17 protein-coding genes are annotated in these 14,046 nt (G+C 67.5%); 13 read left to right on the plus strand and 4 right to left on the minus strand.

The annotated features are described in order from the left end of the window. Positions 1-35 precede the first annotated feature (35 nt). From AMYHA_RS23145 to AMYHA_RS23155, 3 genes are all read left to right on the plus strand, one after another. Positions 36-1,610 carry a long-chain-fatty-acid--CoA ligase gene (locus tag AMYHA_RS23145; protein WP_034274537.1) on the plus strand — a complete coding sequence of 525 codons (1,575 nt, stop codon included), beginning with the start codon at positions 36-38 and terminating at the stop codon, positions 1,608-1,610. 168 nt (positions 1,611-1,778) lie between these two features. After that, on the plus strand, positions 1,779-2,756 hold the full coding sequence (locus AMYHA_RS23150; RefSeq protein WP_034278538.1) for an adenylate/guanylate cyclase domain-containing protein: 978 nt from the start codon (positions 1,779-1,781) through the stop codon (positions 2,754-2,756). Positions 2,757-2,935: 179 nt separating this feature from the next. Further along, positions 2,936-5,221 (plus strand): ATP-binding protein, encoded by a 2,286-nt coding sequence (locus AMYHA_RS23155; protein WP_034274539.1) that lies wholly within the window; start codon positions 2,936-2,938, stop codon positions 5,219-5,221. Between the two features lie 26 nt (positions 5,222-5,247). Here AMYHA_RS23155 and AMYHA_RS23160 read toward each other — a convergent pair whose 3' ends face one another. Beyond that, positions 5,248-5,940: a lipase family alpha/beta hydrolase gene (locus AMYHA_RS23160; protein ID WP_231104872.1), complete on the minus strand. Its 693-nt coding sequence runs from the start codon at positions 5,938-5,940 to the stop codon at positions 5,248-5,250. A 254-nt stretch (positions 5,941-6,194) separates the two neighbouring features. Between AMYHA_RS23160 and AMYHA_RS23165 the strand changes: the two genes are divergently transcribed. The 10 genes from AMYHA_RS23165 (at position 6,195) to amaP (ending at position 11,532) form a co-directional block, all read left to right on the plus strand. Continuing rightward, a complete protein-coding gene (locus AMYHA_RS23165) occupies positions 6,195-7,196 on the plus strand; it encodes a TerC/Alx family metal homeostasis membrane protein (protein WP_034278542.1) in 1,002 nt (333 codons plus the stop codon). A 208-nt stretch (positions 7,197-7,404) separates the two neighbouring features. Continuing rightward, positions 7,405-8,019 (plus strand): RNA polymerase sigma factor, encoded by a 615-nt coding sequence (locus tag AMYHA_RS23170; RefSeq protein WP_051400230.1) that lies wholly within the window; start codon positions 7,405-7,407, stop codon positions 8,017-8,019. After that, positions 8,016-8,471, plus strand: a complete 456-nt coding sequence (locus AMYHA_RS23175) for a hypothetical protein (RefSeq protein ID WP_051400231.1) — start codon at positions 8,016-8,018, stop codon at positions 8,469-8,471. Before AMYHA_RS23170 ends, AMYHA_RS23175 begins: the two co-directional genes overlap by 4 nt. A gap of 158 nt (positions 8,472-8,629) precedes the next feature. Then, entirely contained in the window at positions 8,630-8,908 is a 279-nt protein-coding gene (locus AMYHA_RS23180; RefSeq protein WP_034274541.1) for a GlsB/YeaQ/YmgE family stress response membrane protein, read from the plus strand. A 37-nt stretch (positions 8,909-8,945) separates the two neighbouring features. After that, a complete protein-coding gene (locus tag AMYHA_RS23185; RefSeq protein WP_034274543.1) occupies positions 8,946-9,419 on the plus strand; it encodes an Asp23/Gls24 family envelope stress response protein in 474 nt (157 codons plus the stop codon). A 10-nt stretch (positions 9,420-9,429) separates the two neighbouring features. Further along, entirely contained in the window at positions 9,430-9,738 is a 309-nt protein-coding gene (locus AMYHA_RS23190; protein ID WP_034274545.1) for a hypothetical protein, read from the plus strand. 39 nt (positions 9,739-9,777) lie between these two features. Continuing rightward, positions 9,778-9,954 carry a hypothetical protein gene (locus AMYHA_RS27475; protein ID WP_034274547.1) on the plus strand — a complete coding sequence of 59 codons (177 nt, stop codon included), beginning with the start codon at positions 9,778-9,780 and terminating at the stop codon, positions 9,952-9,954. Next, positions 9,951-10,337: an Asp23/Gls24 family envelope stress response protein gene (locus tag AMYHA_RS23200; protein ID WP_084037456.1), complete on the plus strand. Its 387-nt coding sequence runs from the start codon at positions 9,951-9,953 to the stop codon at positions 10,335-10,337. Before AMYHA_RS27475 ends, AMYHA_RS23200 begins: the two co-directional genes overlap by 4 nt. A gap of 62 nt (positions 10,338-10,399) precedes the next feature. Beyond that, positions 10,400-10,936, plus strand: coding sequence for a DUF6286 domain-containing protein (locus tag AMYHA_RS23205; protein ID WP_034278550.1), 537 nt, complete (start codon positions 10,400-10,402; stop codon positions 10,934-10,936). After that, positions 10,933-11,532, plus strand: a complete 600-nt coding sequence (gene amaP, locus AMYHA_RS23210; protein WP_034274549.1) for an alkaline shock response membrane anchor protein AmaP — start codon at positions 10,933-10,935, stop codon at positions 11,530-11,532. Before AMYHA_RS23205 ends, amaP begins: the two co-directional genes overlap by 4 nt. Before the next feature lie 147 nt (positions 11,533-11,679). Here amaP and AMYHA_RS23215 read toward each other — a convergent pair whose 3' ends face one another. From AMYHA_RS23215 to purU, 3 genes are read right to left on the minus strand one after another with little or no spacing between them, the layout of a single operon-like run. Continuing rightward, on the minus strand, positions 11,680-12,576 hold the full coding sequence (locus tag AMYHA_RS23215; protein WP_034274551.1) for a bifunctional 5,10-methylenetetrahydrofolate dehydrogenase/5,10-methenyltetrahydrofolate cyclohydrolase: 897 nt from the start codon (positions 12,574-12,576) through the stop codon (positions 11,680-11,682). After that, positions 12,573-13,193, minus strand: a complete 621-nt coding sequence (locus AMYHA_RS23220; RefSeq protein ID WP_034278552.1) for a cyclodeaminase/cyclohydrolase family protein — start codon at positions 13,191-13,193, stop codon at positions 12,573-12,575. Before AMYHA_RS23220 ends, AMYHA_RS23215 begins: the two co-directional genes overlap by 4 nt. Then, positions 13,193-14,044 carry a formyltetrahydrofolate deformylase gene (gene purU / locus AMYHA_RS23225; RefSeq protein WP_034274553.1) on the minus strand — a complete coding sequence of 284 codons (852 nt, stop codon included), beginning with the start codon at positions 14,042-14,044 and terminating at the stop codon, positions 13,193-13,195. The genes AMYHA_RS23220 and purU overlap by 1 nt, the downstream gene beginning before the upstream one ends. Positions 14,045-14,046 lie beyond the last annotated feature (2 nt).

Genomic DNA, 14,046 nt, shown 5'->3' on the forward strand with positions numbered 1-14,046 from the left:
CGAAACACCCACCGCGACGCTCATAAGGAGTCTCAATGCTGAACCTGTCGATCCTGCTCGAGGAGTCCGCCCGCAAGTACCCCGACCGCGATGCGCTGGTCCTTGGCCCGACCCGCCTGACATACAGCCAGGTGGACGGTGCGGCCAACCAGGTCGCGAACCTGCTCGTGGACCGCGGGATCGAGCCCGGCGACAAGGTCGCACTGATGTCCCCGAACGTGCCGTACTTCTCAATCGTGTACTACGGCATCCTCAAGGCCGGTGCCGTCGTCGTTCCGCTCAACGTGCTGCTCAAGGGGCGCGAGGTCGCCTATCACCTCGACGATTCCGATGCGAAGGCGCTGTTCGCATTCCAGGGCACCGAGGAGCTGCCGATCGGCACCGAGGCCAAGGCTGGCTTCGACCAGGTCGAGACCTGCGGGGAGTTCTTCGTCATCACTGGCGACCCGGCCGCGCCCTCGCCGATCGAGGGGACCGAGACCTTGGGCCAGGGTATGGCGAACCAGCCGCCGACCTTCGAAACGGTGCCCACCGACGAGGACGACACCGCCGTCATCCTCTACACCTCCGGTACCACCGGCCAGCCCAAAGGCGCGGAGCTACGCCACCGCAACATGCGCGACAACGCCTTGATCAGTAAGGAGCTGTTCGGCTGCGACGAGAACCGGCCGGACACCTACCTGTGTGTGCTGCCACTGTTCCACTCGTTCGGCCAGACCGTCATCCAGAACGGTGGCTTCGCCTTCGGGGGCACCGTGGTGATGCTGCCCCGTTTCGAGCCCGTTCCCGCGATCGAGGCGATGCTGACGGAGTCGGTGACGGTCTTCGCCGGGGTGCCAACGATGTACTGGGGGCTGCTCGGTGCGCTCGAGGAGGACACCGACGTGCGGACCCTGGCGAAGAACCTGCGGATAGCGATCGCTGGTGGCTCCGCACTGCCGGTCGAGGTCCACCAGGAGGTCGAGAAGCGCTTCGGCGTCTCGATCGCGGAGGGGTACGGCCTCTCCGAGACGTCCCCCGTGGCGTCGTTCGCGCCGTACGGCGAGCCGCCGCGCCCTGGCTCCATCGGCAAGCCGATCCCCGGGGTCGAGATGAAGCTCACCAAGCCAGGCTCCTGGGCCGAGATCGAGTGGTCCCCTGACGCGATCGGCGAGATCGCGATCAAGGGGCACAACGTGATGAAGGGGTACTACAAGCGCCGCGAGGCGACCGCCGAGGTGGTCGACGAGCAGGGCTGGTTCCGCACCGGCGACCTCGCACGACGTGACGAGGACGGCTTCTACTACATCGTCGACCGCTCGAAGGACCTCATCATCCGAGGCGGCTTCAACGTCTATCCGCGTGAGGTCGAAGAAGTCCTGATGACGCACCCGGACGTCAGCTTGGCCGCCGTCATCGGTGTACCCCACGACAGCCACGGCGAGGAGATCAAGGCCTTCGTCATCCGCCAGCCCGGTTCCTCCCTCACCACCGACGAGCTCGTCGCCTGGGCCAAGGGAGAGATGGCGTCGTACAAGTACCCGCGCATCGTCGAGTTCGTCCCCAGCCTGCCGATGACCGCCACCGGAAAGATCCTCAAGCGCGAACTGGCCGGCGGAACAACGGAGTGACACAAGAGACTCCCGGCGGCCAGCCTGGACACAATCAACCCTAGGGAGATGACTCGTGAGCGATACAGAGCAGGCTCGGGATGCGCGGTCTCGTACAGGACGGTTCACTGAGGCCACCGCCCATAGGCGCACTCAACGCCGACCAGCCAGCGAGTGGTAGAGGTGTCCATGCCCGATGCGGAGTCGTCGCCGAGCGGTGAGCTGGCGGAGCCGATCCTCGGCGAGCCGAGACGGTACAGCGGCCGCACCGCGGCACGGCTCGCCGGGATCTCACTGGACCGCGCCCACCGGTACTGGCGCTCGTTCGGATACGCCACGCTGGATGACGACGCCGTCGAGTTCACCGACAGCGACGTCGCCGTGCTGCGCATGATGGTCGGCTACGTAGACGAAGGCATCCTCGCTGAACGCGATGCCCTGCAACTCAGCCGACTGTCCGGCCACGCGATCGCCCGCCTGGTCCAGACACAGGTCGAGGTGGTGCTCGGCCGACTCGAACGGATCGGCGGCGCCACGACCACCCGCGACTACTTCCACGCCCTCGCGCACCGCGTCTTTCCTGACGTCCAGCTACTACTCGGAAACGCATGGCGCCGACACATCGCGGCCTCGATCAGCCACATCGACCCCGCTGCCGACTCCGGCCCAACCGTTGACCTCACCGTGGGGTTCGCCGACCTCGTCGGCTACACCGAACTCAGCAAGCGACTCTCCGACACCGAACTGACCAGCCTGATCGACGACTTCGAAGACACCGCGATAGCGATCATCACCGAACGCGGCGGCACGGTCGTCAAGACCGTGGGCGACGAAGTCCTCTTCGTCGCGAACACCCCGGACGTCGCCGCCGACATCGCCGCCGACCTTTCGACCACCTTCCACGAGCACCCCACGACACCGCCGCTCCGTATCGGCCTCGCCACGGGACCCGTCGTCCGACACCTCGGCGACGTCTTCGGCACCACGGTCAACCTCGCGAGCAGACTCACCGCGCTCGCCGCGCCCGACTCGGTACTGGTCTCCCCCGCCGTCGCCGCCACGCTCACCGACGACACCCGCTTCACACTGAGCCGACTCGACGAGGTCCACATCCGCGGCATCGGTCCCCTCACCCCCTGGCACTGGCACGCCACACGCCCTAGCTAGGAGCGAGCTGGACGTCACCTCCACGGGTGTCACGCACGCGACGTCGGCAACGCGAGGGAAGCTCAGTTCTCACCACCATCACCCAGCGTCACGCAGTGCGGCGGGCATTCAGACAGGTTGCTGCTGCGCCCGCCTGGCTTAGAATCGTCCTTCGACCAGAGAGCCGGGCGGAACGACGAATGGCACCGATCATCGAGACCGAGCGGCGCGGCCCGCTGACGAGCTACGTCGGCCGGGCGGTCGAGAGCGACGAGATCAGGCGGCTGCTCGGCAATACCCGGCTGGTCACCCTGACCGGGCCGGGTGGCGTGGGTAAGACCCGCCTGGCACGGCGGGTCGCCGACACGGTCCGCCGTGCGTACGCCGACGGCGTGGTGCATGTGAGTCTCGCCGAGGTGCGGGACGAACGCCTGCTCGCTGGCCTGATCGCACAACGCTTGGGGCTGCACGACCGTTCGACCAACTCTGAGCTCGAAACGATCGTCGGTTACCTGCGATCCAAGCGGCTGCTGCTAGTGCTGGACAACTGCGAGCACATCGTGGACTGCTGCGCCGAGCTGGTCGAGACGCTGCTGCACCGCTGCCCGCGCGTTGTCGTGCTGTCCACCAGCCGCCAGTCTCTCGGGGTGGCAGGTGAGCACGTGCTGCCTGTGCCGCCGCTGAGCGTGCCGTCCGACTACACGACCTCCGCCCGCGAGCAGGCGCGGTCCGAGGCCGTGCAGCTGTTCGTCGACCGGGCGGAGGCGCTGCTGCCATCGTTCCGGCTGACCGAGGAGAACACGGCGGACGTGGTGCGCGTCTGCCGCCACGTCGACGGCCTGCCCCTGGCAATCGAGCTCGCCGCAGCGCGGATCCGGGCCCTGTCGCCGGGCCAGATCGCCGACCGGCTGGCCGACAGCCTGGCACTGCTGACCACCACGGCCCGCACGGTCCCCAAGCGGCAGCGGACCATGCGCGCCACCGTGGACGCCAGTTTCGCGCTGTGCTCCGACGTCGAACGCGCGGTGTGGTCGCGGTGCTCGGTGTTCGCCGGATCGTTCGACATGGCAGCCGCCGAGTACGTCTGCGCAGGCCACGGCGTACCAAGCGGTGCGGTGTTCGCCGCCATCGATGGCCTGATCGACATGTCGGTGCTGCTGCGCGATGAGGGCCGCCAGACAGCGCGCTACCGGATGCTGGAGGTACTGCGCGACTACGGTCACGAGCAGCTGGCCGAGCAGGGCGACGTAGCCGAGGTCGCCCGCAGGCACCGCGACTACTACGACAAGTTGACTGCCGACGCCGACGCCGAGTGGTTCGGGCCGCACCAGCTTGAGTGGATGGCGCGGTTGCGCGACGAGCGGGCCAATCTGCGGGTCGCGCTGACGTGGTCGCTCAGCGAACCCGGCGAGGCACTCGCCGCGCTGCACATGGCGACCCGCATCTTCGAGTACTGGGTGATGTGCGGCGCCCCGCGCGAAGGCCGCGACTGGATCGATCGCGCGCTGGCCGCCACCGGCGAAGATGCCCCTGGCCGGGCCAAGGCGTTGGGCACGTCGGCGTTGTGCGCGCTGTTCCACTCCGATGTGCCATTGGCCAGGGAGCGACTGGAAGAGGCGACCAAGCTCGACGATCCCGAGGCGTACGCGCACCTGACCTACATGCGCAGCTTCGCCAAGATGACCGCCATCGAGCCCGGTGCCGCCGACCTGGCCGCCGAAGCGGTGCGGGAGTTCGAAGCCAAGGGCGATGTGCGCCGGCAGATGCATCCGCTGTTCATCCACGGCGTCTCGACCGCCTACCTCGGTGACCTGGAAACCGCCAGGACGTTGCTGCGCCGGATGCTCTCACTCGCCAAGAACGCTCGCGACGAGCACTATCGCTCGATGGCCCTGTTCGGGATCGGCGTCGTCGAGGTGTGGTTCGGCGACCTGGCCGTCGCCGACGAGGCGCTCGGCGAAGCACTGGCGATCGACGCGCGCGCCAAGGACTGGATGTCGGCCGCCTACCGGGTCGACGGGCTGGCCTGGGTCGCGTCCAAACAGAGCAAGCACGAATGGGCATCGAAACTGTTCGGCGCGGCGGCGACCCTGTGGGAGCGCTGCGGGGCGACTCCGGACGTCGCCGTGTCAATCCCCCACCGGATGTTCCTGGACGCCACCCGCGGCGCCCTCGGCGCCAAGCAGTTCGACCGGGCCTTCGCGGAGGGCCGGTCCCTCACCCCGGACGACGTCCTCCGGCACACTGGCGAGACCACGGTTTCGTCGCCACCGGCGCACGCGCTGGCCCCACTGACGCGCCGGGAGTCCGAGGTCGCCGAGCTGGTGGCGGGCGGGATGACGAACCGGGAGATCGCTGATCGTCTGGTCATCGCCCAACGCACGTCCGACACCCACGTCCAGCACATTCTGACCAAGCTGGACTTCACCAACCGCACCCAGCTCGCGGCATGGGTGACCGAACGCCGTGCGGCCCACGAAGACTGATCCCGCGCGGGCCGCACGGGATCGCCTCACGCCAAGGCCTCGGCCACCAGCGCGGCGACCTTGTCGTCCCTCAGCATGCCGAGATGGCTGACGCCGGGCACCTCGATGTTGTCCACGCCTTCCAGCACGGAGCTGCTGGCCGGGGTAACCACACCGTCGCTGCGCGACCAAATCACCGTGCCGTCGACGTCGCCTGGCAACGTGGCGCCCGCGTTGAGCTTGGTGATGAACGCCGAACCGACCTTCATCTCGCGACAGGTGACCTGCCAGAAGCACAGGCCCGCGTTGGTGGTGCCATTGTTCGGGCCTGCCAGCGACACCCAGTCGTCCACCTTGCCCGCGCAGTCGTCGTACTTGATGCAGTAACGGCTGTTCAGGCTGCCCATCGAGTGACCGACGATGTCCACTTCGGATGCCCCGGTCGCCGCGAGAACCTTGTCGACCTTCGCTGCCAGCTTCTCGGCGGTAGTGACGTTGGACTGGTAGGTGCTGTTGTAGCCAAAGGTATACAGTTCGTCGTCGGTGTAGCCGGCCTGCTTCAGCGAAGCGGTCACCTGGTTCCAGTTGCTTGGGCTGCCGAACAACCCGTGCACCAGTATCACCGGGTTCTTCTGGCCCGCGGCCGATGCCGACACCATCGTCAATTGGACGAGGGCCCCGACGACGACAACTACCAAGCCCATTGCCACGGCCGCGGCGCCGCGGCGGACACACTTCATCACATTCGCTCCTCACATCCGAGCCCGTGGATGACCGGGTCGCCAAGCACTCCCCGCCGAGTTCGTCGCTCCCCCATCGGCTGACTACCGCGTGGTCGCTCTGTACTGTCGTCCCGTACTGCCCGATACTCATCGGAGAGGGGAGTACTTCAGTAGGTCTGCCCGGTCAGTACGGACATCCCTTGGTGTCCCCGGGAGACCGCCCTCGGTGAGGGTGAAGGAGACCTCGAACGCTGGTGTTCGAGGAGGCTCCTGTGCCTGGCCATTCGGTTCTCACCGCGTCGTCGCAGTCGATCGGTTCGCCGTGGTTGTGGATTATTAGCTTTGCCGTGTTGATCGGCCTGCTGGTCACCGATTTTCTCGTGACTCGCCGCCCACATGAGGTCTCGATGCGCGAGGCCGCGGGATGGTCGGTGTTCTATCTCGCTTTGCCGCTGGTGTTCGGCATATGGCTGTTGGCGGTGTTCGGCGGTGACCAGGCGCTGGAGTTCATCACCGGATTCGTGGTGGAGAAGTCCTTGTCGGTGGACAACCTGTTCGTGTTCATGCTGCTGCTGACAAGCTTCGCCGTACCGCCCGCCGTGCAGCAGCGCGTGTTGCTGTACGGCATCGTCGGCGCGCTGGTGCTACGCGGCATTTTCATCGCTGCCGGTGCCGCCCTGCTGCAGGCAGGAACCTGGGCGTTCCTGGTGTTCGGCACCATCCTGTTCGTCTCCGCCGCCAAGATCCTGCACGAGGCGATCACCGGCGCGGCCTTCGACCGCGATGTGTCGCAGCTGCGATCGGTGCGGCTGCTGCGCAAGCTGATGCCCGTCACCGACGACTACCGCGGCACCCAGCTCACCGTCCGCGACGGGGCACGGCGCGCGCTGACCCCGCTAACCCTGGTCGTCGTGGCGGTCTTCGCCACCGACGTGGTGTTCGCCGTCGACTCCGTTCCCGCGGTCTACGGCATCACCGAGGACCCGTACCTGGTGTTCGTCACCAACGCCTTCGCCCTGCTCGGGCTGCGTGCCCTGTACTTCGTGCTGCATTCGGCGTTGGCCAAGCTCACCCATCTCAACCACGGGCTCGCGATCATTCTCGCGTTCATCGGCGTGAAGCTGGTCCTGCACTGGGCCCACGGCGTGTGGCCCGCGGTGCCGACGATCCCCACCCCGATCTCATTGGCGATGATCGTGCTCATCCTGGCGACCGTCACGCTGACCAGCCTGCGCTCCTCCCAACGATTCGAACGAACCAAAACCGGGAGCTGACATGATCACCTTCCTGATCGAACTTGCCGCGACCGTCCTCATACTCCTTGCCTTGCTGATCACTTGCGTGGTGCTGCTTTCCGTGCGACCACCCGGACCCAGACGTCGCTCGTAGGGCAGTGGGAGCGGATGCGCTGGCAGTCCACAGGGACACAGTAATGACAACGGACGCTGGATCGATGAGCGCACGTTTCGCTGCCGTGCTGGGATGGTGGCGTGTAACGGCGTGGTGGTGATCGATGTGGCGAGTGCTGACGGTGAGTTGGTGCGCAGGGCGGTCGGTGGCAACGAGACCGCGTTCGACGTATTGGTGCGGCGGCATACTCCTCGGATGTATCGCGTGGCGTTACGGATCGTCGGGAACCCGCTCGACGCGGAGGATGCGCTGCAGGACGCCTGGGTCTCGGCGTGGCGAGCACTGCCGCACTACCGTGGTGAGTCCGCCGTGTCGACCTGGCTCTACCGGATCGTCACCAACGCCGCGCTGGTGTTGCTGCGGCACCGCAAACCGACCTTACCGTTGGACGCTCACTGCGTTTCTGACCGGTCGCGCCGCTCACGGTTCGACGCCGCACCACTCGACGTCGTCGACGAACGCGCCGACCCGGAGCGCGACGTGATCGATTCGGAACAGGTGGATGTGGCGCTGGACGCGATCGCATCCCTCGAGCTGTCGCAACGGGTCCCGCTGGTACTACACGAACTTGAAGGATTGACCTACGAGGAGGTAGCCGAGGTACTGGGAGTGAGTGTTCCAGCCTTGCGTTCCCGGCTGCACCGCGCGAGGGTTGCCCTGTTGGACCGACTCAAGGAGCGACAGTGAGCGCCGACAAGAACGAGTCGCCAACCGGTGTGGATCCCCGGGATGACCCGCGCTGGAGGCTGGTACGAGCCGCGGCGCGGACCCCCGTTCCCACCCCGCCGGGTTTGCTTGACCGGGTACTGCGTTCAGTCAACGGCCTCCGCGGCAGCCTGCAGGGCGAACCGGTCGTTGTGCAGCAGGCGCGCGGTCGGCTGCGTATTGGTGAGCACGCGCTGGCGCTGCTGTGCCGGCACATCGCAGTGCGGACAGCACGAGACATCGACGGGGTACACGTCTGGGCGGTGGCGATCGATCCAGACGGGTTTGAGGTACTGATCACTGTCCGGTACGGGGTCGCCGCCGGTGACGCTGCGGACCGGCTGGTGCGCGACGTCCACCACTCGTTGGTCGGCTTGGTCGGCACCAGCCTGCCGGTAATCAACGTACACATCGCGGACGTGCGCCAAGACTGATTGAGAGAGCGCCAGTCTGACCCATTCAGGTGACTTTCCGGCACATCAGACGCACATTACGCATCGAACAAAGTAGGGCACCCGGCGAAAAGGCGACCGGTGCTGCGAAGCACGCCGCCAATTGGGATAAGTAGCCGCACCCGACGAAGGAGACGATCATGGGAATCCTGGGTTGGATCGTGCTCGGTCTGGTTGCCGGGGCGGTCGCCAAGCTCCTCATCCCCGGTAAGGATGTGGGCGGCCTCATCATCACGATGCTGCTGGGAATCGCGGGCGCACTGCTGGGCGGATTCCTCGGTAGCGCGTTGTTCGACACCGGGCTCGGCTCATTTTTCGACTTGCGCACCTGGATCGTCGCCGTCATCGGTGCGGTGATCCTGCTGCTGGTTTATCGCCTGGTCACCGGCCGCAAGACCCGTCGCAGCAGGGTGCGATAGCACTCAAGTTCCCGCGGAACCAAGGAGAGTGAGTTTCATGGCGCAGACCAGTTCGGAGAAGAGCAGTGCCACCGACACCTCGGTGCGGACCAAGGCGTCAGGTTCGTCGTCCACACGCAGCGATGAGGGCACCCCCGGCACCATCACTATTGCCTCCGCAGTGGTGCAGAAGATCGCGGGCATTTCAGCCCGTGAGGTCGCCGGGGTACACGAGCTCGGTGGTGAGGCCGCCCGCACGTTCGGTGCGGTCAGAGAACGCATTCCCGGGTCTGGCAGGGCCGTCATGGCGGGAGTCGCCGTTGAGGTGGGAGAGAAACAGGCCGCGGTCGATCTTGACGTCGTGATGGAGTACGGCGCGCGCATCGTCGACGTCGCCCGAGCGATCCGCCGCAATGTCATCAGCAACGTGGAGCGGATGACCGGCCTCGAGGTCATCGAGGTCAACATCGACGTCAACGACATCCGCCTGCCAGGGGAGGAAGGGGAGGAACCCGCCCCCCGCGTGGAGTGAGTCCTAGCCGATGACCGGGCAATCCGATATCGACCACGTGCGACAGCTGGCAGAACGAATCCGGACAGCGGTGGCGGCCGACCCGGCCGTTGCCAGGCTCGACGGCGGACCCAACGGCCTCGTGGCGACTCCCCTTCCCGGAGGGCGCGTCGAGGGCGTGCGGATCGGCGGGCCCGCCGATCCAATTGAGGTGTGCGTCGTCGCCTACCTCGAGCAACCAATACCCGAGATAGGCGAAGCGATCCTGCGACGAGTCCGCGGCGTCGCTGGCGACGTCGCGGTCGACGTCACGATCGCCGACGTTGTGGCTCGGAGCTGAGTGGCAGGCCTGCGTAACCATGATGCAACGGAGCGAAGCATGAACTTCACCCAGACCGGAATCGTCTCCGGCCTTGTTCTCGGCCTTGCTGCGACCCAGGGATTCACCGCATTCCTGGTGACCCTGGCCGTCGGAGCCATCGGCCTCGTTGTCGGCGGGATACTCGACGGCCGACTCGACCTCAGCGACCTCCGCGGCCGGGGACGGGGACGGTGACCACCCCGGCCACCTCCGCGGGCGAGACGGCACCGTTGGCAGATCCTGGCGAGCGCGGCAGATTGACGATAGACCAATCCGTCATTCGCAAGGTCGCCCAGCACGCCGCGGACGCGGTACCGGGCACCGCGCGGACACGGCACCGTATCGCCGGGATCGGGCTCAGCGAGCATGGCCCGAGCGTGAAGGTCACCGGCAGCGGCCCAGACGTCGACCTCGCGCTGGACATCGCGATGCACTACCCCAATTCCGTCCCGGCGATCGCCGCGGCCGTCCGGCAGCGGGTCGCCACAGAGGTCGAACGCGTTACCTCGCGCCGAGTCCGGACAGTCGACGTCAAGGTATCCGCTTTGCTGCCCGATCGTCCGTCCCGCATTCAGTGACCACGCCGCCGCCCGCCGCGGCTACCGCGGCACAGGTGGCGCACGAGAGGAGGAGCATCACCGTGCGAGCCGCTGTCCGCCTGCTCTCGGCCCTGCTCGGCCTGCTCATCGGCTCGGCAGGCGGTCTGCTGGCAGCGGAAACGACCTGGCACTGGTATCGCCCCCAAAACGCCCCGCTGTTGTTGCCCTGGCCAACGTGGCGTGATCGGCTGAACGAGCTCACGTGGGCCACGACCGAGGTGCGACTCGCCGCGGCGGGCGTCGCGTTCGCCGGACTATTGATACTGCTCGTCGCGCTGCTCGCGCGAGTCCGCATGATCCGGATGGTCAACCCGGCTACCACGGTCACCGTTGAGACGACACCACGTTCCCTCGCCCGTGCCGTCAGCCATCACGTTCGGCAGCAGGAGAACGTCGACACCGCCTCGGTCACCGCGACCACCAGAAAGGTCCGAATTCGGGTCTCGAGCAGCTTCGCCCCGGCAGCAGAACTCCAGCCCCAGCTCGTCGCCGCGGTCACCGACCTGCTGGACGACCTCCCGCTCAGCAGACGACCCAAGCTATCGGTGGCCGTTCGCTCGACACGGGAGCGACAATGACCAATACCGTTCCCAAGCGAGCGCAGCGCCGCCCCTACGGCGTGGACCGTACGCTGACCTTTCTCGTCGGCTTAGCTGTCTTCGCCACGGCTACCGCAGCGTTGATCGTCGGGTTCGGCCTGTTCGGGCAGGTCCGGTCCCAACGGCCGTTGCTTGACCCGATCGCCATCAATTGGCTCACCGCCGAGCCGACCGTCGCCCGGATCACGGCCATCACGCTCGGCGTCCTGCTGACCGTCTTGGGGCTATGGTGGTTTCTCTACGCGCTCCTGCCGGAACGAAAGCCGGACATCGACCTGCACCATCACGGCAACGGTCGACTCACCGTCGCCGCGACGGCGATCGCCGTGGCCGTGCGAGCGGATGCCGAACAGATCGACGGTGTCAGCAAGGCCACCGCGCGCACGGTCGGCAAGGCCGACCGTCCCGCCTTGCGGCTCGACATCTGGTTACACGAGAGCGCGGACCTCAAAGACGTATGGCAGCAACTCAACGACCACGTACTCTCGCGCACCCGCGAATCGCTTGGCATCGATACCCTGCCCACCGCCGTCCGCATCCAACTCGACGCGCCACGGCGAGAACCCGTCCGGTAGCACGTCCCACTGCCGCAACGGAGATCACCGACGACCACACCACCCTTGCCCTGTGATCTCGCGCGCGCTGGCCAAGCTAGTCACCGAGCGCGAGACCCATCCCGAGGCACTGGCAGAAGCACTCACCGAGTTCTTCTCGAAAGTGCATCAGCCGGCCTGACCCGCCAATCGACCAGCGTGCACCCGCGCGGCCTCGACGGTGTGCCACAGCAGCAACGCGGTGGTGACGGGGCCGACCCCGCCCGGCACCGGTGTCAGCGCCGCAGCCCTCCGCCCGACCTGCTCGGCGTCGACGTCGCCAACCAGTGACCCGTCATCGGCCGGGTTGGTGCCGACGTCGACCACCACGGCATCCGACGTGATGTGCTCACCGGTGACCAGGCCTGGCCTGCCGACCGCCACGATCACGATGTCCGCCCGCTGGGTATGCGCCGCGAGGTCGGCCGTCCGGGAATGGCACACCGTCACCGAAGCGTCCCGCGCCAGCAGCAGATGAGCCACCGGCACGCCGACCACCGTCGACCGGCCGAGGACGACCACGTCCCGTCCGGCGAGCGCGATCCCGTGGTGATCGAGCAGCGCGACCACGGCCTCGGCGGTGGCGGGCGCGAACGCGGGTGCGCCCGCGGCGAGCCGTCCGAGGCTGGCTGGGTTGGCGCCGTCGACGTCCTTCGCAGGGTCGATGGCCGAAACGACGTCCCGCGTCGCCACTCCCGGCGGCAGCGGGGTCTGCACGATGATGCCGTGCACGCCGACGTCATCGTTCAGCGCCGCCACCTTCTCCCGGATCGCCTGGTCCGGTGCGTCGGGGCCGAGGTCCACGACGTCGCAGTCGAGCCCGGCCTTGGTGGCGGCCTTCGCGATCGACCGGACGTACCAGTGGCTGGACTCGTCGTCGGTGGCGACGACGACCGCGAGCTTCGGCGGGGTGCCCGCGGCGGCCAGCTCCGAGGCTGCGTCGGCGGTGCGTGCACGGAGCGCGGCGGCGAGTTCGGAGCCGGAGAGCCGGGCCGCGACCCGCTCACCGGGAGCCGCCGCCCTCATGCGCCGATCCTGGCGCGAACGGCCGACGTGACCTTGTCCGCGCGGTCGCAGAGCTGGTCGACCCGGCGCACCGACGCGGCGAGGTTCTGCCGCTCGGCGTCGTCAGTGACGCCGCCCAGGTTCACCTCGATGTTGACCCTGGCGGTGGCCGCCCCCGCACGCGCGGCCTCCGCTGCCGCCGCAACGTCGGTGATGACGTTGCGGTTGCCGATCGGCAGCAGACGCTCGGCCAGTGCGACGATGCGGTCGGACAGCTCGATGCCGTCTGCCGGTGGCAGACATGCGCCGACAAGGGCGGCGGCGATCGCCCGCGAGCGCGCGGCGCGGTCGTGGGCACCGTCCTTGGGCATCGCGTACGCCTCGGCGACGCGGGAAAACGCGGCAGCGTCCTCCTCGGCCAGCCGCAGGGCGTCAGCGCGTAGACTGTCCGATTCGGACACTATCGCTGCGATGCTGTCCGCGTGCTCGGCGTACCTCGGTCCATCGCTGTAGCGAGCGACCATCCCGACCAGCGCCGCGGCCTGCGCCAGGTGCAGGGCGGCGGTCGCGCCGCCACCGGGAGCCGGGACCCGCGCCGCGAGGTCGGTAAGGAAGTCGTTCACCGTCTCATCACGCATCACCGGAACACCACCGTGCTGTTGCCGTTGAGCAGCACGCGACGCTCGCTGTGCCAGCGCACCGCACGCGCCAGCGCCAGCGCCTCGGCGTCGCGGCCGACTGTCGCCAGCGCCCTCGGGTCGTGGCCGTGGTCCACCCGCAGCACCTCCTGCTCGATGATCGGACCCTCGTCGAGCTCCGGCGTCACGTAGTGCGCGGTCGCGCCGACGTATTTGACGCCGCGGTCGTATGCCTGCTGGTACGGCTTGGCGCCCTTGAAACCCGGCAGGAACGAGTGGTGGATGTTGATCGCCCTGCCCGCGAGTTTCGCGCACAGGTCGTCGGAGAGCACCTGCATGTAGCGGGCGAGCACCACGAGATCCGCCCGGTACGCATCGACGAGCTCGAGTAGCCTGCCCTCCGCCTCCGGCTTGGTGTCCTGCGTGACGGGCACGTGGACGAACTCCAGCCCGGCCGCCTCCGCCATGGGACGCAGGTCCTCGTGGTTAGAGACAACCGCGGCGATGTCCGCGCCGAGGCTGCCAGCCCGCCAGCGGAAGATCAGGTCGTTGAGGCAGTGTCCCGCCTTGGACACCATCACCAGGACGCGGGTGGTCCGATCGTCGAACAGCTCGAACTCCATCTCGAACTCGCGCGCGACAGGACCGAACTCCCTTGTGAGGTCGGCGACGGTCACGCCGGGGCTCGGACAACTGAACGAGGTGCGCAGGAACAGCGCGCCTCGGACGCGATCGTCGAACTGCTGGTGCTCCACGATGTCACAGGCGCGGTTGACCAGAAAGGACGTCACCGCGTGCACGATCCCAGCACGCTCGGGGCATCGCAGGGTCAGCGTGAACAGGTCTGCCACGG

Origin of the sequence: Haloechinothrix halophila YIM 93223, from assembly GCF_000504245.1 — a bacterium.
Classification (GTDB): Bacteria; Actinomycetota; Actinomycetes; order Mycobacteriales; family Pseudonocardiaceae; genus Haloechinothrix_A; species Haloechinothrix_A halophila.

Bases quoted from the DNA above. Each gene is read 5' to 3' on its own strand.
- AMYHA_RS23150 (WP_034278538.1), top strand. From the start codon at position 1,779: ATGCCCGATGCGGAGTCGTCGCCGAGCGGTGAGCTGGCGGAGCCGATC.
- AMYHA_RS23190 (WP_034274545.1), top strand. From the start codon at position 9,430: ATGACCGGGCAATCCGATATCGACCACGTGCGACAGCTGGCAGAACGA.
- AMYHA_RS27475 (WP_034274547.1), top strand. From the start codon at position 9,778: ATGAACTTCACCCAGACCGGAATCGTCTCCGGCCTTGTTCTCGGCCTT.
- amaP (WP_034274549.1), top strand. From the start codon at position 10,933: ATGACCAATACCGTTCCCAAGCGAGCGCAGCGCCGCCCCTACGGCGTG.
- AMYHA_RS23170 (WP_051400230.1), top strand. From the start codon at position 7,405: ATGGTGGCGTGTAACGGCGTGGTGGTGATCGATGTGGCGAGTGCTGAC.
- AMYHA_RS23155 (WP_034274539.1), top strand. From the start codon at position 2,936: ATGGCACCGATCATCGAGACCGAGCGGCGCGGCCCGCTGACGAGCTAC.
- AMYHA_RS23185 (WP_034274543.1), top strand. From the start codon at position 8,946: ATGGCGCAGACCAGTTCGGAGAAGAGCAGTGCCACCGACACCTCGGTG.
- AMYHA_RS23180 (WP_034274541.1), top strand. From the start codon at position 8,630: ATGGGAATCCTGGGTTGGATCGTGCTCGGTCTGGTTGCCGGGGCGGTC.
- AMYHA_RS23145 (WP_034274537.1), top strand. From the start codon at position 36: ATGCTGAACCTGTCGATCCTGCTCGAGGAGTCCGCCCGCAAGTACCCC.
- AMYHA_RS23160 (WP_231104872.1), bottom strand. From the start codon at position 5,940: ATGAAGTGTGTCCGCCGCGGCGCCGCGGCCGTGGCAATGGGCTTGGTA.
- AMYHA_RS23215 (WP_034274551.1), bottom strand. From the start codon at position 12,576: ATGAGGGCGGCGGCTCCCGGTGAGCGGGTCGCGGCCCGGCTCTCCGGC.
- AMYHA_RS23220 (WP_034278552.1), bottom strand. From the start codon at position 13,193: ATGCGTGATGAGACGGTGAACGACTTCCTTACCGACCTCGCGGCGCGG.